Consider the following 16,364-nt stretch of genomic DNA (forward strand, 5'->3'; position numbering starts at 1 on the left):
ATAGCTCGGCAGTCGCAACGGCGATGGCACCTTGTGCTCTCTCGGCTGCGGCAAGGATGCAATGCAGTCCAAACCGGAGCCCATATGCTCACTCGCATTACGCAGGCAATGCAGCAGCGTTGTAGCCGCAAATTCTCGGCCCTTCTTGGTGTCATCCCTGGTGCCTCCTATGAGCATCTCTCCGACTACGAGCAGGATGACTGGCTTGGTCAGCATCTGGACCTGGTCTTTACGGTCAAACATCAGAAGCAGCGCGCACTGAATCACATCATGCGTGACCGGCTCCGCGATGGCCGCGACATGAAGGCATTGGGCGGACGCACACTGCGCCCCTATCGCGATGGGCTCCTCGTACGCCACGCGCTAGACAATGGCGTTGTGCAACAAATGGATCTGAAAGAGCCATTTGGTTTGGACCTAATGGGCAAACGCTTCGCAGTTGCTGCAGGAGACGAAGTTCGCGTTTATGACTGTGAATCCAGTCTTGCTCATGTCTACCGCAACCCATGGTTCGCCCAGCTGCATTCGGTGCACTTTTCCGCAAACGGAAAGCGCCTTCTTGCGGTGTCGACAGGTTTCGACACGGTTCTGGAGTTCGACCTGGCCGATCGCGAACTGACATGGGCCTGGAACGCCTGGGGCCATGGCTATAACACGTCGCCTGCCGGCATACGATTGACACACGGTGCGTCGGGTACCGACGCTACATCGCACAATGAGATTGTCATCGCCGACCCAAGCCGCTGGAACGGCTTTGGGTTGCCCACCTACTTGACGGCGTCCCACCTCAACAACGCCTGCTATGGAGACGATGACGGGACCATACTGATCACGCTGTTCCATCAAGGCCGAGCAGTGATCGTGGAGCGTGACAGCGGCAAGCCGCAGGAAGTCATGACGGACCTGCTGAACCCACATGGCTTCGAACCTGGGTGGCAGGGAGACTATCTGGTCACGGACACGCGCCGCGGTCGGGTGATCTTTTTCGACGGGGAGCTGGCAGTTAGATGCGTTCTGACAATAGACGGGTGCGAACCGACGGAGTCTCGTGCCGGCATGGGCGAATGGCTGCAGAACGTCTTGCATCTGCAAGGCGGGTTATATGCGGCGATCGACATTCATCGCAGCTGCATCTGGCTGTTCGAACCAGCGACCAAGCGACGTCGCAAGGTCGAGGTAAGCCAGGATTGGGCGGTTCAGAACGTGATCGCTGTAGAAAGGCAGCGCCTTGCCGAGTTGCGCCGGCGACCCGATCAATTCCCCCTGATCCACCACGAGGTGGTCGATCCCGAGGGATTTATGACCATACCCGCCACCTCAATAGCATCCTGGAACTCCGACTTTTCAGAAGTCTGCCCTTCCGTGGCCGAAGGAAGAGGTTGACTGCCCGAGAGTCCGACTACTTCGAGCTGTAGTCGTTCTTGCATGAGCGCGCTGATGGCGCCATGGTCGTTTCGAGATCCCCGGACGAAGTTTGCAAGCCCAGTGTTTTTGAAACTGTGGGCGCACCATTCGCCGATCAGGCGATTCGCTCGCTTGTCGCCTCCACGCTGCGCTGACGCCCGACCTGGCTTGGTTGATCGGCGGCGGCATTCGCTCCGGTGGTTGCGCTGTGCGCCCATTCCGGCTGGCGTTCGTCGGCGTCAATCTGCTTTCGGGTGCGATCTGCACGATTGTCGCGCTGAGCGTGACCATGCACTGAAGGTGAAGAGCTGAGACCGCGCCAAGCGCTCTGCCGCTTCGACGCACGTGCCGCTTCACCATCTACGGCAAAGCGGCTGTGCAGAGTCGCACCGAGCCTTCGCGCTCCGGTTGTGGCGACCGCGCTGTTCGATACGGATGACGATCGTGCGATGACGCAGCAGCTGGTGGTGCAGTCGGTTCCTGCTCAAGCTCCGCAAGGCAAGCCTGAGCGGTCGGAAACGTCAGGGCGCGCGGGATGGTGACCTGGAAGTCGAGATGCGCCGTCGCCACGGGCGTCGTTCGCTTGGCGACCGTTGATTCGGCCTTCACCGTGCCGGCCACCAGAAATAGCCCGACAACCCCGATAAACCCGAGCAGTCCCATAGACGGATCCCTGTCGGACGCGCCGTTCTGCTGCGGCGCGCAGTCCTAACAAGTAACGCAGCGGGATTGGCCTGACGGCCAGTGAACGTCTCAGCGCGGGCGCAGCGCAGGGATCGGTAGCTGGGTGGTTTGCCGCACGTGCACTTCGAAGGTCGGATGCGCCGCGCGCTCATCCAGGGACCAAGGCAGCGGCAGATTGTCCGGCAGCACGGTCACCCGATGCACACCAACGGCGACACGCGGAAACGCGAAACGGCCCTGGTTGTCGGTTTGCACCGAATAGCGGTCGTCGAGCACGACCGTGAGATTGCTCGCCGGCAGTTCACTGGCGCCGCGCACGCCATCGTTGTTGTCGTCGAGGAAGACGTTGCCGGCAATGCTGCCCACTGCGGCATCTGGTGCACCGCCCAGCACCGCCAACCCGCGACCGGCGTGCTGGTCGAAGCGCAGGCTGACAAATACCGAACGATCACGGGGCAACGCGACGTAGCCGTCCGAGGCGAGCGGATCCAGTACGAATGGCGAGCGTTGGGTGCCGCTGCTCTGGTAGTAGGCCGCGGCTAATGACCAGCGTGGCGCGATGCGCCAGTCCAGACTGACATCGATATCGGTCCCACGCACGGCACCGGGCCCGTGGCTGTGGGTCCAGCGCGTATTGCCGTTGAGCGACAACGTGTCGGTGAGATCGATCCCACCGTAGAGCGCGGCCGTCAGCGTGGCCGTGGCCTTCTGGTCCGCCTGCGCGAGTTGGCCGTAGCCCACGGTGGCGGAGAGGCGTTGGCCCTCCTGGAGCGCAAACGCTTGATCGAGACTCAGAAACCAACTGTCGCCGCCGTTGCCGCTGCTACGGTCGTACTGCCATCGGGTTTGCCCCGCCGCGGTGTTCTTGTCGGCGAACAACTGCAACGCATAGCTGAGATCGGGACCGGTGCGGGCGCTGGCGCTGCCGCCCAGGCCCAGCGTAGTAGTCGCTTGGTAGCGCACGAAGCCGGTACCGAACTCGCCGTCGAAGCTGTTGCCAGTGATCGAGCGGATCTCGTCGAAGCCGGCGTTCCACTGCCAGCGGGCAAACTGATAGGCGACGCGGTAATAGCCACCGCTCAAATCGTTATTGATCGGCAATGCGCCCCAGGCCAGATCCGGGTCCAGCGAAAACACGCCGTAGTGGTGCCGGTACCGCCCACGCCGGGCACTGGCGTCGATCCACAGACCCTGGGCATCGGCGGTTTCGGTATCGCTGCCGACGAGATTGAGTTGGACCGCATCGCGCGTACCGTCCCAGCGCGTCGCCAGATGCACGCCGCGCGTGTTGCCGTCGACAATGGCTGCGTTGCCACGGCCGTCAGGCACGATCCGTCCGTGCGTTCCCAGGTACGACGCTTCGCCCGTCCAGCCCGGTGCCCATTGCCACTGGCTGCCGAACGCCGCGACCGCGCCATCACCGGCATCAAAACCGACCAGGTGGCTGCCGCCATACAGACCGGCGCGCCCGATCGCGGCGTAGAACGCAGCGCCCTGCTTGTCCTGCATCCATTGCGTGCTCGCGCCGGCCATCGGCACGGTCGGCAGGAAGAAACGGTACTGGTTGCGCTGCAAGTCGAGGGCTGGTGTGTTGAGCACGCCCAGGCCGTTGTCGATGTGCCAGCCGGCGTCGACGAACAAATTGCGTTGCCACAGTGTTGCTGCCCCGCCCCACCCTGCGCGCCCGGTAAACGGGTCGCGACTGCGATGGAATGCCGTTGCGTCGAACGAGAAATTTCCCAGGGTCTCGGTTTCCCAATACGCGGACGCGGACAGACCGGCCTCGTCGAACGCTTCGTCGCCGTGTTCGCGGCGCGCAGCCTGCCATTCCAGGTGCAGCGAGCGCGGCAGTCCGCTGGTGTCTTCGACCGCATCAGCCTCGTCGGCCGGCAGCAGTGCCAGCGCGGCCGGCGCAATGATGCGGTCCTGGTATGGCGCAGCCAGCGCCGCTGGCTCTGCGGCATGCGCCAGCGGAGCCAGTTGTGCAGCAATCGCCACGGCGAGCGCAGAGCGCGCCGCCCTTCCCCGCCATCTCATTGAGCCACGGCGGTGTCGATGTCGAGGCGTCGCTCACCCCACTCCAGTCGGCCCTTCAGCCGCAGCGGAAAGGTGATCGTCGGCGCGGGCGTGTCCGGATCATCGCCCTGTGGCGTCAGCGCAATCGCGCGGGTTTCGCCGGGCAATACGGGCAATCCCGATGGCGTCAGCACGAACTTGCGCCCGCGGGCATCGACACCATCGATGAAGCCCGCCAGGCGCCCGTGCGCGTCGCCATCGTTGCGGATCTTCAGTACAGGGACGCGCACGCCTTCGACGGTATCGATCGTCGTGCCAGCCAGCCGCAGCTCTGCGGCCGCCTCGCCGATGGTCAGATAAACGATTACCCCGATCCGCCCGGCAACCGGCGGCGTCGGGGTACCGGGAATGACCTGCGGCTCGCCTTCGAGCATCAGCGCAAACCGGCACTGACCGCGTGGCGCAGAGGCTGGTACCGCGACTTCGAAGCGGTAGCGACGCTTGCCGTTGGGCGCGATGGTGAAGTCGGCGGCTTCGATCCCGACCCACGGGCGGCAACTGTTCGGGGCGAGCGTGTCACTGAAGATCGCCGCGCCCTTGTTGTCGAGGATCCAGTCGGCGGTTTTCACCATCAGGTGAGCCGGAGTGGACGAGACGTTGGTGATTTCGACCACGTTGCGATAGGTCGTGCCGGGCGCGGCACGATCCTCAAAACGCGGTGGCGAGACCAGTGCTGAGAATCCTTGTGCATGCACCGCAGGCGCTCCAAACAGCACCAACCCGACCAACAGAAACGGCAATACGCGGGACATCAAGGCGACTCCACATCGATTTCAAAAGCAAAATGCAGCTGTTCCACACGCACGAGGCGTTCGCCGTCGGCGCGGATCACCAGACGCAGCGTGTCTTCCAACATGCCGCCGGGCATCACCCCGGCGTAGACCAGCGTGCGTTCGCCCGCGCGCAACGTTCCGGGCAGCAGACGTCCCTGCGTAGTCCAGGCAGCGGTCACCGGCCCCGTCGGTTGCGGTGGCAAGGTCATATAGATGCGGCCGTTGCGTCCCTGCCAAGGCGCCACTTGCAGACGCACTTGCACGGTGATCGCACCGGAGACCGTCGGATGCTGCCCACGGCGCGGCGCGACCTCATCCCATTTCATCTGCAGCGTGTTGCCCAGCACCTGGCTGGCGCTGTCATCCACGGGATAGGTTGCGGCCTGCGATGTGAGGCTCGCGAATGTCAGAGCGAGGATCAACCAGACTCGATTCATGGCGCGCTCAAGGTATAGACGACGCGGCCGGTGTACGTACCGGCGGCGACAACGGAATCGTTGCTGTAGCGAAAGCTGTGGCAGCTCTCGCGCCAGGTGTTGACCGGAAAACTGGCCAAGGTCTGGGTACCCCCAGTGAAGGTGCCCGACGCGATCGGTTGCGCCGCGGTGCCGTCACCGTTGCCGCTCGCGGTCCAGCTGATCTGGCTGAAGGGAATGGTGTCCCCGCCTCCACTGCTCAGATTGGAGGGCGCGGTAGCCGTGAGTGTCGCCGTCCCCGTCGTGCCCGGCAGTCGGTAGAAACCGCCGACATAGATCTCGGCCGGCACGTTGCAGAAGCTGTAGCCATCCCAGTTGCTGACGCCGCTGGTGGCGTCGGTGGTCATCGCCTGGTCGACGCCGTTGCCGAGCGTCGCACCGATCAACGTGACCGAGACTTTGTTGATCGCACCGCCCGAACCGGGAATGCCGCCGGAGCTGTAGTTGCCGGTAAAGACGCCGTTGCCCACGCGCAGATAGACCGCGCGGGTGCCCGGCGAGATGGTGACTACAAAGGCCTGCGCGCTCTGAGCAGCGCACAGGGCCAAAAGGAGCAATAGCAGCCAAAGCCGGCTGCGACCGTTCGGCGTCATGGAAGCCTCCCCAGTGTCGCAGGGCGCGCGCGCCCTGCGACACCAAGCGTGCAGTTACGGCATGGACGCGGTGTAGGTCACGCGGCTGTTGTTGGTGTTCACGCCACCGTAAGTACCCGGGGCCACCACGTTGGTGTTGAGGTAGCTGTAGGTCCAACGCGCATCGCGGGTGATGACCTTGCCGGAAGCCGGGGTCAGCGTGAGCGTGGTGGTGGCGCCATCGGCCAGGGCCGGATGGGGCAGCGGAACGGCCGAGGTCAGTGCGGTCACCGTGGTGGCGATCTGGCCGTAGCTGATGCTGTCGCCAGCGGCGCCGTTGCTCAGCGCTCCCGACGTGGTCGAGGTGAAAGTGATGTTGCCGTTGTTGCCGATCACACGAGCGGTCACCGCGCCGTTGCCCAGGTCGCCCGAACCGGCCGTGGCCGCCACCGGCGAGCCGTCGCCGACATTGCCGGCCGGCACGTTGAACGCGATCTGGTTCACCGTCGCATTGGCGGCGTAATCGGTACCGCTGCCCACGCGGAGATACAGGATCTTCGGGGCGGTGATCTGGAAGTCGAGACGGGCATTGGCCGTGATTGGCGTGCCTGCGCCCGTGGTGAAGTTGGATTCGGCGTGAGCCAGGAACGGGACAGCAGCCAGCAGCGCGGCCGCGAGGGTCGTGGAGCGAATACGCATAACGATGGGATTCCGAGGGTTGAGGACGGTCAGGTAGCGCGGCGATCCTTCGCGCGCGCCGAGGGACGCACAAAACGTGCCAAGCGGTATGACTTTTTGTCCCGGTCAGGACGTGAAGCGCCCGGGCGTTGCAAGATCCGGCGACAGCCCGCTCCTGCTCGTTGAATTATGGGCACTATTTGACCAATTTCGTCGTCGAACGGTCGTCCTTGGCCGACGAGCGGCGTTGACGCCCCCGTGTCGGTGGGTCGGCCACAGTTCTTCCAGGAGCGCGGCCGTCCCCGGCCGCCACTCCCGTTAGATCAGGTGGGTTGTTGGCAGCTAACGCGGGCAGAGGGCGGGCCCGGCGGGCTGCGGCAACTGACGGGGATTGTTGGTCCAGCCTCGAATGCGGGGCGACTTGTTGGCGGTTGAAGCGACTACCGGTACCGCACACCACAATCGAAAATCCCACATCCAAGGAGGCGCCAGGATGGCTACGGATACTTCGGGTACATCTTCGAATCCCACGGGTCGAGATCCACTTCCGCGTGTTCTGCTGGTCGAGGACGAAATCCTGCAGGCCACGATGCTGCGTGTCCTGCTGCTGGATCGCGGACTGCTGGTCGTACACGCACAGAACCTTCGCCAGGCGCTGGACGTCGTCGAGCAACCCATCGCGGCGGCCATCCTCGACATCACGCTGGCCGAAGCCAATGTCTACCCAGTCGCGGAACGTCTACGGGCCAAGGGGATTCCGTTCTTCTTCGCTTCCGGTGCCGAGGCGTACCAGATCGTCCCGGCATTCAAGGACGTCCCGCTGGTACACAAGCCGTACCGGATTGATCAGGTGTACGCGCTGCTCGATCAGGTGCTGGGTCTTACCGAGCCCTAGGAATTCGGGTCCATCGTTCCGCAACACCTCACTTCGCACAATCATTTGCGAAGTTCATCGAGTCAGGGCTTCGCGCCCTCGACATCGCTGCACACGCGGCCACGCCCACTGCCTTTTGCGCGCCGTAAAGCCTGCTCGACCCTCTGCAGCAGCGCCTCCGGTGTTTCAGTCGCGCCGACGATCGTGCTTGCGATGCCGATGCTCACCGTGACACTCCTCGCCTCGTTCGCGGCGTGAGGAATGTGCAGGTCGCGCACGGCGCTCTCGATGCGCTCGGCGATGGTTCGCGCGCCATCGAGGGCGATCTCCGGCAAGAGGCAGGTGAACTCCTCGCCGTCGGTTCGCGCCACGAGGTCCATCGGACGAAGAAGGCTTCTCTGTATCGCAGCGGCTATCTGACGAAGACAGTCGTCACCGGCCAAATGGCCATAGGTGTCGTTGTAGGACTTGAACAAATCGATATCGACCAGGGCGACTGAAAGCCAGCCGCCAGAACGTCGGCAATGTTGCGAATCGCGATGCAGTTGTTCATCGAATTGGCGACGGTTGGCGACGCCCGTGAGGCCGTCTATCCAGGTGGCGCGGCGCAACAGATCGGCCTGACGCTTCAGCGTCAGATGCGCGCGCACACGGTTGCCCACCGTTCTTGCATTGATGGGCTTGGTGATGAAGTCGACGCAACCGGCGTCCCAGCACGCGGCTTCTGCTTCGGGGTCATCTAGTCCCGTCACGAAGATCACCGGTATGCCTGCGGTCTCCGGAGCCTCTTTGAGTGCACGACAAACCTGCAGTCCATCCATTTCCGGCATGAGGACGTCGAGCAGCACCAGGTCTGGAGGCGTCTTCCGACAGAAGGCCAAGGCCTGTTCGCCGGTCAGGGCCATGAAGACGTCGTGCTGGGACGCGAATACTTCATGCAGAGCACGGATATTGATCGGATGGTCGTCAACGATCAGCAGCCGCGCTCGTCCCTGACTGCCCTCCCCTTGCCGGACATCCACGTCATCCTGTTCTGCCGCGGTCGTCATGACCTTTCGCTCCGTTTGAGGGCTGTCCACCTAGCAGTAATTGGCAAACGCTTGCGGCCGCGGCAAAGTCCAGGCGGGCCAACGCGCCTTGCATCTGGCGGTGCTCGTCGCTGTGATGCGCGCTGAGCGCCGTTTCCAGCGCATGGAAATGATCCAGTGCACGCATGTTGGAGGCATCGAGCAAGATCTGCAGCTCCTCGAGTGCGGTGCGCGAAACCGGCTCGGATTGCGGTCCAACTGAAGCACCCTCAATGAAGAAGGTAGTGAACAACTCTCGCGAGGCGGCGATGGCCTCGTCGACGCTCCGCGTCAAACCCGGCAGGTCCAACACCCCTTCCCATTCGCCTTGTGTCTTGGCCACGGTGGTTTCGAGCGATTTGGCCAGCCTGGCCAGGCGATCGGTCCCCACCATCCCCGCGATCCCCTTGATCGTATGCAGCTGCCGCACAGCGGCATCGCGCAGATGTTGCTGCAGCGAATCCTCGAGTTGCCGCAGCTGATCGTGGATGGCATCCGGAAACGCGCGCAGGGTTTCCGCATAGGCCCAACGCTTTCCACCAAACCGACTGAGCGCGGCCTCCCAATCCAGCACGGCGGGTTCGTCTACTTCCTGCGGCAGCGGTTGCGGTTGCAATTCCTGTTGCGGCTGCTGCCGCGGCGCCGGTACAGCTTGTATCGGTTGCGCTGCCGGCGCCACGCGCCCGGTCCAATGCCACAGACGCCGGATCAGCACATCGAGGTCGAACGGCTTTCCGATGTGATCGTTCATGCCTGCCGCAAGGCAGGCTTCACGGTCCGAAGGCAGCACATTCGCAGTCATCGCAATGATCGGCAGTTTGTCCAGCCCAAGGCCACCGCGGATCTTTCTCGTCGCCGTATAGCCATCCATGTCGGGCATCTGGATGTCCATGAGAACGACGTCAAACGGCCGGGTGGTTTCGGTCAGCACACGCAGAGCTTGCGCGCCACCACCGACCACCATGACTTTTGCTCCTTCGCTTCGAAGCAGCTCTCCAATCAATTGCTGGTTTGTTGGGTTGTCGTCGACCGCAAGGATATGCATGCCGACAAGACGCTCCTCGCCCATTGGTGGCAATGACGAAGCCGGTTCTTTGGGAAGCTGTCCGGCACGTGCGTCGGCCACGGCATCGACCAGCATCGCCACTGTTACAGGCTTGACCAGGAAGCCGTCCAGCATTTTGTGGTCGTGTGTCTGCCGCTCGGCCAGCAGCTCGCGACCATGCGCAGTCACCATCACGATTAGCGGCGCGTCCCCTTCCTTTTCGCCATGCATCTGTCGGATTCGGCGGCCCGTTTCCCAGCCATCGATCCCTGGCATACGCCAATCGATGAATATCACCTGGTAGGGTTGGCCGGTGGCATCGGCCTGCTTCACAAGCTCCAGTGCGACCTCGCCGCTGGCCGCCTCCTCTGCATGCCAACCGATGGAAGCAATCATCGAAGCGATTGCCGAGCGTGCGCAGTCATTGTCATCGACCACGAGCGCTCGAAGGTCGCGCAACTGAGCAGGCGCCGACGACACCGCAGTCGCGGTTTTTGGAGTGTCCAACGTGATGGTGAAGAAAAAGCGGCTACCGATGCCGCGTTCACTCACTACCTGAAGTTCGCCGCCCATCAGGCGCACGAGACGCTGACTGATAGCCAGACCCAGTCCGGTACCACCGAAACGTCGCGTGGTGGAAGCCTCAGCCTGGGAAAAGCCGTCGAAGATGGTCGCCAGTTTGTCCTTGTCGATACCTATGCCGGTATCGCGCACTTCAAATTGCAGCGACGCATGCTCCAGCGACAGATTCAGCAGTTTCACAGTCAGAACGACTTCACCGAATTCGGTGAATTTGATTGCATTCCCGACGAGGTTGATCAGGACTTGCTGCAGGCGCAGCGAATCGCCGATCACCCACGGTGGCACGCGCTTGTCCATGTCGAAGACCAGCTCGATGTCCTTGTCGCCGATATTCGCGCCAAGGATTACCGAGATATCGCGCAGCACGCGTTCAAGCTCGAACTCGTGTGCCTCGAGTGTCTGGCGTCCTGCCTCGATCTTGGAGAAGTCGAGTATGTCGTTGAGGATCTCAAGCAGCGCTTTGGCGGCCGTCTCGGTCTTGCTGGTGTAGTCGTGCTGCCGCGCATCAAGCCCTGTCTTCTGCAGCAGTTGCAGCATGCCGAGGATGGCGTTCATAGGGGTGCGAATTTCGTGGCTCATGTTTGCCAGGAATTCGCTCTTCGCCTTGCTGGCGGCTTCCGCGGCCGCGACTGCGTCCACCATTACCGCCTCGGCGGCGCGCTGCAATGTGATGTCCTCGACGAGCGACCAGACATGTGGATGGTCGTTGATGCGCAGGGCAACGCCGTTCATGCGAATTGGAACCCGGGTGGCGTCCTTGCGCAGGTAGTGCATTTCACGAGGCCCGTAACGTCCGCTGCGCCGCACCTGGCGCATGAGTTCGGCCTCCTGTGCTGCGTACTCCGGTGGAATGAGCGCCCGGTTGTCCAGCTTCCTGAGTTCCTCGTCCGAATATTCGGTCAGCGTGCGGAACGCTTCGTTGAATTCGACGAAATGCCCATTGTCGTCCGTAAGCACGATGCCGAGCGGCGACAGTTCGAACAGGCTGCGAAGCTTGCGCTCATTGGTTTCCAGCGCCGCCTCGCGTCGCTTGCGTTCGCGCAAGTCCGCTGCAATGCCAAGGAAGCCCAATAGTTCTCCGTCAATCCTTCGTAGTGCGCTCACAGTTAGAAGCACGGGAATCCGACTACCGCTGCGCGTGACAAAGGTCCATTCATGGATATCCGGCTCGGCATGCGCCTTCGCCGTCAGGACGTCGAAACCCGTTTCGATGCGGCGGCCCAGCTGGGTTTGCAGTACGTGAGCGCGTTCGGCGAGTTCGATCTGATCGTGGAAGATCTCCGGGCTCGCCTTGCCCACTACATCCGACGACGTGTATCCCAGCATGGCTTGAGCCGCCGGGTTGAACAGCGTGATGATTCCCTGGGGATTGGCGGCGATGATCGCGTAGCCCGCATTGGCGAGGATCGCTTGTTGCAAGGCCGTGTACGTCTGGATTTCGGCGGTCCGCTCTTCGACCTCCTGCTCGAGCGACACGTTCTGCTGCAAGATCTCCGCCTGCGCTTCCTTGCGTTCAGCAATGTCGCGCAACGTGAAGCCGGCGCCGACCACCTTGCCCCGCCGGCTGCGAATGGGTGATGCGGTGATTTCCACGTACAGCATGGAGCCATCACGGTGACGGCGGATCGTTTCCCGGGCCGAGATTTCCTCGCCGCGCGCCACGCGTTGCAGGATTTCGTGATCTTCCTTCAAGCGCTCGAACGGCACCATCAATTCGACCAGGCTGCGTCCCATCGCCTCCGCGGCGGAATAGCCGAACATCTGGGTTGCGGCGCGATTCCACTCGGTTACCCGCCCGTCCAATGCCGCGCCGACGATCGCGTCGTGCGAGCTTTCGACGAGTGCGGCCATGCGCGCGTGCTGCGCGAAGGCATAGCGTTTGTGTTCGCGATTGTTGGGGAAGACATAGGCCAATATCGACAAGAGCAAACCGGCGGCGGCAATCGCCAGGGCGACATGTAGCGGCTGCAACAGCCCGTTGGCGGCGACAGCACCTGGGCCAGGAACGATTTCCAGCCGCCACCGACGTCCATACATCGTTACTTCGTCCGAGCCGCCTTCATACGAATATGAGCCCCCGCGCTCACGGACGGCGATGGAAGCCATCCGCACCGGATGTGCAGGATCAGTGATGTCGGACAGCGTGCCTCCGTAATCGCGGTGTGCACGCATGAGTTCGCCCAACATCCGATCCATGGAGGGCAATGCGTAAAACCAGCCCTGTCCGGTACGCAGAGCCGTCGCAGATGAGTCAGGCTGCTGGGAGCCGTCATAAGCGGGCAACAGGAGCACTACCAGTTGCTGCGCTTGGGCTCCACCACGCGCGATATCGATGGGCCCTGAAAGAGTCGGCTCGCCACGTTGCAAGGCAGCCTGTGCTGCCTCGCGGCCGTTGGCATGTGAGGCGATGTCCAGACCAAGGACATCTTCATTCGAGGCGGCAGGCTCCGCATATTCAACGACGAACCGCTCGCCCTTGGTGCCGGCAAGCTGTCGCAGTGAAAAATCGGTAAGCCCTTGGGCTCGAGCCTGCGCTACGAACGCGGCTTCCTGTTGGCGGGGCACCCGGGCAATGTATCCAAGCCCGCGAACACCCGGAAACTCCGGGGCAAGATCTTGTGTGTATTGGCGAAAGCGCTCGCGGCTGATGGCAACCCCATCGGAGCCGGTCAGCGCATCGCGGGCGACCCGCAAGCCATCTTCGTAGTCGTGGAAGCGGCGCTGGAACTCCCCAATCGCCTGCCCCGCAATCTGACCGGATTCCTGCCCCAGTCGCTCTGCGTTCTGGTCTTGCTGGCGTTTTGCGAAGACGGCAGCTGCTGCCAGTCCCAGTAACAGAACCAGCAGAGCGATCCGAGCAGAGCCTCCTGTCTCGCGAATGGGGCCTCCTTGCAATGATGCCGCGTCGCTACAGGAGCAAACGCCATTCCTATTGCAAATGCGGACAACCCACGGCCATCCTCAGCCTCAGCCTGTTCGCGGTCTGGCCGTTTTCGCCCTGTGACCGCCGCCTGTGATGATGGGCGCCCTTCCGAGGTCTCAAGACGCAACGCAGCACGACCTTGTCGTGCCCGGCCTAGCCGGTCACCCGACGGTCGGGCCGGTGCTGCCGTATTCGACCGGAAGTAGAAGGTAGAGCAATGAAAGGCCTTCAGCGCGCACCCGATCGACAAGGCGCTGGGCATCCTCGCGGCTGGCCACAAAGGCGACTTCCAGGGGCAGTTCTCCTGACAGTTCGAAGAAATGCGATTCGTGGCGGATTCCGTGGCGGCCGTACCCGGCAATCGCACGGAAGACCGAACCGCCGTGCAGGCCGAGATCCCTGGCCTGATCGAGCAGCCAGTCGTACGCGAGTTTCTCGTGGATCCTCTGCGATTCGAGGACGAAGAATTTCAGGTAGACGCCGCTCTGCATCAGCTTGCTCCTTTCAGCAGCCGCAGCGTCCACATGCCCAGCACCGTCGCCAATAGGGAGCCGACCAGGTGCAGAACGATATGCAGCACGGCCCAACCATACTGCTGGCGCTGCAACAGATTTACCGCTTCGGCGGAAAAGGTAGAAAACGTCGTCAGGGCGCCGAGGAAGCCGGTTACCAGAAGCAGGCGTATTTCCGGGGTCACGCCCGGGTTGATGGTGAACCAGGCCAAGAACAGGCCGATCAGATATCCCCCGCCGATGTTCGCGGCGAGTGTTCCTAGCGGCACGGCGGGAAACAACGGGTTGAGCCACAACCCTAGACCCCAGCGCGCCCAGGCACCAAGCGCCGCGCCACCACCTATCGCTATGAAGGGCCAGGGATTCATCGCCAGAATGATGCCATGGGCACAGGAAGCATGGTCTGCCACCTAATTGCGGAGCAGAACTACTCCCCTTCCCTTTCCCCGCGTGCGCGAGCGCGTGCCGCACGCAGTGCATCGAGTTTTTCCTTGAGCTTGATCTCCAGGCCGCGCGCTACCGGCTCGTAATAGACGCGCTCGCCCATTGCATCCGGGAACCCGGTCTGGTCCAGAGCGATGCCACCTTCGGCATCGTGGTCGTACTTGTAGCCCTTGCCGTAGCCCAGCTGTTTCATCAGCCGGGTCGGCGCATTGCGGATGTGCAGTGGTACCGGTTGCGTCCCGTACTCGCTAACGTCTTCGCGCGCCGTGTTGAATGCCGTGTAGGCGGCGTTGGACTTGGCCGTCGCAGCCAGGTAGATCGTCAGCTGCGCGAGCGCGAGCTCGCCTTCCGGTGATCCAAGCCGATCGTAGGTTTCCCAAGCATCGATGGCCATCTGCAAGGCCCGGGGATCCGCCAGGCCAATGTCTTCGACCGCCATGCGGGTCAGCCGTCGCGCCAGGTAGCTCGGATCCGCACCGCCGTCGAACATGCGCGCCAGCCAGTAAAGCGCAGCATCCGGATTCGAGCTGCGAACGCATTTGTGCAAGGCCGAGATCTGGTCATAGAACTGCTCGCCGCCCTTGTCGAAGCGTCGGGTGCGATCGGCCAGCACCTGCTCCAGAGTTCTTTCGGTAATTGATCCGCTTTCGTCGGCGAGGTCGGCGGCGATTTCCAGAAAGGTCAGGCCACGACGCACGTCGCCATCGGCCGCCTGTGCTATCAGCAATACGAGCTCATCGCTGATATGCAGATGACGTGCCCCCAGGCCCCGTTCCTCATCGGTCAGTGCACGCTGGAGCGCGAGTGCGATGTCCTCGGCCGAGACCGCTTCCATTACGTGCACGCGGCAACGCGAGAGCAACGCGGAATTCAGTTCGAACGAGGGGTTCTCGGTGGTCGCACCGACGAAAATGATGGTGCCGCGCTCGATATGCGGCAGGAAGGCATCCTGCTGCACCTTGTTGAATCGATGGACCTCGTCGACGAAAAGCACGGTGCGTCGGCCGTCGGCAAAGCGTTGCGCGGCTTCGGCCAATACCTCGCGAACCTGCGGCAAGCCGGAAAGCACGGCGGAAATCGCCTGGAATTCGGCGTTAGCGTACTGGGCCAGCAGTAATGCGAGTGTGGTCTTGCCACATCCCGGCGGGCCCCACAGCACCATTGAATGGATGTGCCCCGATTCGATGCCCTTGCGCAGGGCGGAGTTCGGCGCAAGCAGACGTCGCTGGCCCACCATCTCATCAAGCGAGCGCGGACGCATGCGTTCGGCGAGCGGACGCAACCCGTCCCCGGCCGCCACCGGCAAGCTTTGGGTGCCGTCTCCGCTCTTCCGATGCTTCACTTTGAAACTGTTCCGTTGATGGATCGTGCACCTTACCAAAGCCGTGGGAATGCCAGTGCACAGGCGATGGCAGGGTTGTCTCTGTTCTGGTCCCGTGGACGCATGAAGGCCCTGTCATCCACGCCCACGACCGATATCCGGACTGGCAAAAAAATCGGGGCCTCTCGGCCCCGATTGTTTTTGGCAGCGAATCAACCGCCTCCGATCACGTCCACGCCCTTCGGTGGCGTGTAACGGAATGTATTGGCGGGGAATGCGGGATTGCGCTTCCAGCCATTGAAGTCGATCTCGGTACGCTGACCTAGCGCGTCGACGACCTGCATCTTCACAAGCCCTGACTTGGTGAGGCCCAGGCGGGCCGAACGGAAATTAGCATCCGCCGCATTGCCCTTTGGCGTCAGCACGAGCCAGTCGAGTCCGTTGGCCGTGCCGTCTTCCTTCACCACGAACTGGGCGTCGAGCTTGCCCGGATCGATCAATGCCGCCAGCGGACTGTTCTGTTCCTCGACCCCCTGCGGACGCTTGGTCACCTGCTGCAGGTCAGGGTCGTAGACCCAGACAGTCTTCCCGTCGGCGACGATCAACTGCGGATACGGCTTCACGTACTCCCAACGGAACAGCCGCGGCGCCGACAGCGCTACCTTGCCGCTCGAGCTTTCCTTGAGCTTGCCCTTGGCATCGAACACCTGTTGGGCAAACTGGCCATCCAGTCCCTTCAAGCCCTTGGTAAAGGCATTGAGGTCATCGCGCGCACCGGCAGCAGCGGTACCCGCGAAAAGGGAGGCCGCCACTGCCGAGGCCAATACGAGCTTGAAGCTGCGAATCATGAGGAACTCCGAAAAACGCTTGCGGCAAGTCTGCCGATAGTTGACTGAATCCGTTGGGAGGCGGCGAGCCCCTGGGCTTTGCTAC

The 16,364-nt window shown here is 62.6% G+C and carries 14 protein-coding genes; 2 read left to right on the plus strand and 12 right to left on the minus strand.

The genetic code is table 11. The features are described from left to right. Window positions 1-84: 84 nt before the first annotated feature. Window positions 85-1,383, plus strand: coding sequence for a YncE family protein (locus ACYVGK_RS07385; RefSeq protein ID WP_460732720.1), 1,299 nt, complete (start codon window positions 85-87; stop codon window positions 1,381-1,383). 381 nt (window positions 1,384-1,764) lie between these two features. Here the strand turns inward: ACYVGK_RS07385 and ACYVGK_RS07390 are convergent, their stop codons facing one another. The 6 genes from ACYVGK_RS07390 to ACYVGK_RS07415 all read right to left on the minus strand — a co-directional run bounded on the left by ACYVGK_RS07390 (window position 1,765) and on the right by ACYVGK_RS07415 (window position 6,684). Continuing rightward, window positions 1,765-2,067 carry a hypothetical protein gene (locus tag ACYVGK_RS07390; RefSeq protein WP_460732721.1) on the minus strand — a complete coding sequence of 101 codons (303 nt, stop codon included), beginning with the start codon at window positions 2,065-2,067 and terminating at the stop codon, window positions 1,765-1,767. 90 nt (window positions 2,068-2,157) lie between these two features. Next, window positions 2,158-4,086 carry a carboxypeptidase-like regulatory domain-containing protein gene (locus tag ACYVGK_RS07395; protein ID WP_460732722.1) on the minus strand — a complete coding sequence of 643 codons (1,929 nt, stop codon included), beginning with the start codon at window positions 4,084-4,086 and terminating at the stop codon, window positions 2,158-2,160. Between the two features lie 35 nt (window positions 4,087-4,121). Then, window positions 4,122-4,916: a hypothetical protein gene (locus ACYVGK_RS07400; RefSeq protein ID WP_460732723.1), complete on the minus strand. Its 795-nt coding sequence runs from the start codon at window positions 4,914-4,916 to the stop codon at window positions 4,122-4,124. After that, entirely contained in the window at window positions 4,916-5,374 is a 459-nt protein-coding gene (locus ACYVGK_RS07405; protein WP_460732724.1) for a hypothetical protein, read from the minus strand. The genes ACYVGK_RS07400 and ACYVGK_RS07405 overlap by 1 nt, the downstream gene beginning before the upstream one ends. Continuing rightward, entirely contained in the window at window positions 5,371-6,006 is a 636-nt protein-coding gene (locus ACYVGK_RS07410; protein ID WP_460732725.1) for a hypothetical protein, read from the minus strand. The genes ACYVGK_RS07405 and ACYVGK_RS07410 overlap by 4 nt, the downstream gene beginning before the upstream one ends. A 54-nt stretch (window positions 6,007-6,060) precedes the next feature. Next, a complete protein-coding gene (locus ACYVGK_RS07415; RefSeq protein WP_460732726.1) occupies window positions 6,061-6,684 on the minus strand; it encodes a hypothetical protein in 624 nt (207 codons plus the stop codon). 472 nt (window positions 6,685-7,156) lie between these two features. On the opposite strand from ACYVGK_RS07415, the gene ACYVGK_RS07420 reads away from it, so the two are divergent. Then, complete coding sequence (locus ACYVGK_RS07420; protein ID WP_460732727.1) at window positions 7,157-7,558, plus strand: response regulator; 402 nt, start codon at window positions 7,157-7,159, stop codon at window positions 7,556-7,558. A gap of 62 nt (window positions 7,559-7,620) precedes the next feature. On the opposite strand, the gene ACYVGK_RS07425 is transcribed toward ACYVGK_RS07420, so the two are convergent. From ACYVGK_RS07425 to lolA, 6 genes are all read right to left on the minus strand, one after another. After that, window positions 7,621-8,586 carry a diguanylate cyclase domain-containing protein gene (locus ACYVGK_RS07425; RefSeq protein ID WP_460732728.1) on the minus strand — a complete coding sequence of 322 codons (966 nt, stop codon included), beginning with the start codon at window positions 8,584-8,586 and terminating at the stop codon, window positions 7,621-7,623. Beyond that, window positions 8,561-13,126 carry a CHASE domain-containing hybrid sensor histidine kinase/response regulator gene (locus ACYVGK_RS07430; RefSeq protein ID WP_460732729.1) on the minus strand — a complete coding sequence of 1,522 codons (4,566 nt, stop codon included), beginning with the start codon at window positions 13,124-13,126 and terminating at the stop codon, window positions 8,561-8,563. Before ACYVGK_RS07430 ends, ACYVGK_RS07425 begins: the two co-directional genes overlap by 26 nt. 189 nt (window positions 13,127-13,315) lie before the next feature. Further along, entirely contained in the window at window positions 13,316-13,645 is a 330-nt protein-coding gene (locus ACYVGK_RS07435; protein ID WP_460732730.1) for a DUF190 domain-containing protein, read from the minus strand. Next, entirely contained in the window at window positions 13,645-14,034 is a 390-nt protein-coding gene (gene crcB / locus ACYVGK_RS07440) for a fluoride efflux transporter CrcB (protein WP_460732731.1), read from the minus strand. Before crcB ends, ACYVGK_RS07435 begins: the two co-directional genes overlap by 1 nt. Before the next feature lie 59 nt (window positions 14,035-14,093). After that, on the minus strand, window positions 14,094-15,371 hold the full coding sequence (locus ACYVGK_RS07445) for a replication-associated recombination protein A (RefSeq protein WP_460733435.1): 1,278 nt from the start codon (window positions 15,369-15,371) through the stop codon (window positions 14,094-14,096). Window positions 15,372-15,643: 272 nt separating this feature from the next. After that, window positions 15,644-16,279 carry an outer membrane lipoprotein chaperone LolA gene (lolA, locus tag ACYVGK_RS07450; protein WP_460732732.1) on the minus strand — a complete coding sequence of 212 codons (636 nt, stop codon included), beginning with the start codon at window positions 16,277-16,279 and terminating at the stop codon, window positions 15,644-15,646. Window positions 16,280-16,364 lie beyond the last annotated feature (85 nt).

Source organism: Lysobacter tyrosinilyticus (assembly GCF_054779815.1).